This window comes from Phenylobacterium hankyongense (assembly GCF_003254505.1).
Classification (GTDB): Bacteria; Pseudomonadota; Alphaproteobacteria; order Caulobacterales; family Caulobacteraceae; genus Phenylobacterium; species Phenylobacterium hankyongense.
Window position 1 is genome coordinate 1 of sequence record NZ_QFYP01000023.1, and the last position, 328, is coordinate 328.

General features: G+C 69.5%; 1 protein-coding gene. It reads left to right on the plus strand.

Translation table 11 applies throughout. From position 1 onward, the window contains the following. Positions 1-328 (plus strand): peptide-methionine (S)-S-oxide reductase MsrA (msrA, locus tag DJ021_RS18510; protein ID WP_207801911.1); only part of this gene is annotated, 328 nt, incomplete at both ends.

Below are 328 nucleotides of genomic sequence, written 5' to 3' on the forward strand. Positions count from 1 at the left end.
GGGGTCGCCGGTGCTGCCGGTCCGGCGCAGGCGCCGGACCTCGACTCCCCCGTCGCACCGCAGTTGCAGTTCGCTCAGTTCGGCGCCGGCTGCTTCTGGGGCGTGGAGCTCGCCTTCCAGCGCGTGGAGGGCGTCGTCAGGACGGAGGTCGGCTACTCGCAGGGCCACCTCCACAATCCCACCTACGAAGACGTGTGCTCCGGCAAGACCGGCCACGCAGAAGTCGTCCGCCTCCAGTTCGATCCCGCCGTCTGCCCCTACGAGTCCCTGCTCGCCGTCTTCTGGTCGCGCCACAATCCCACCACGCTCAATCGCCAGGGGAACGACG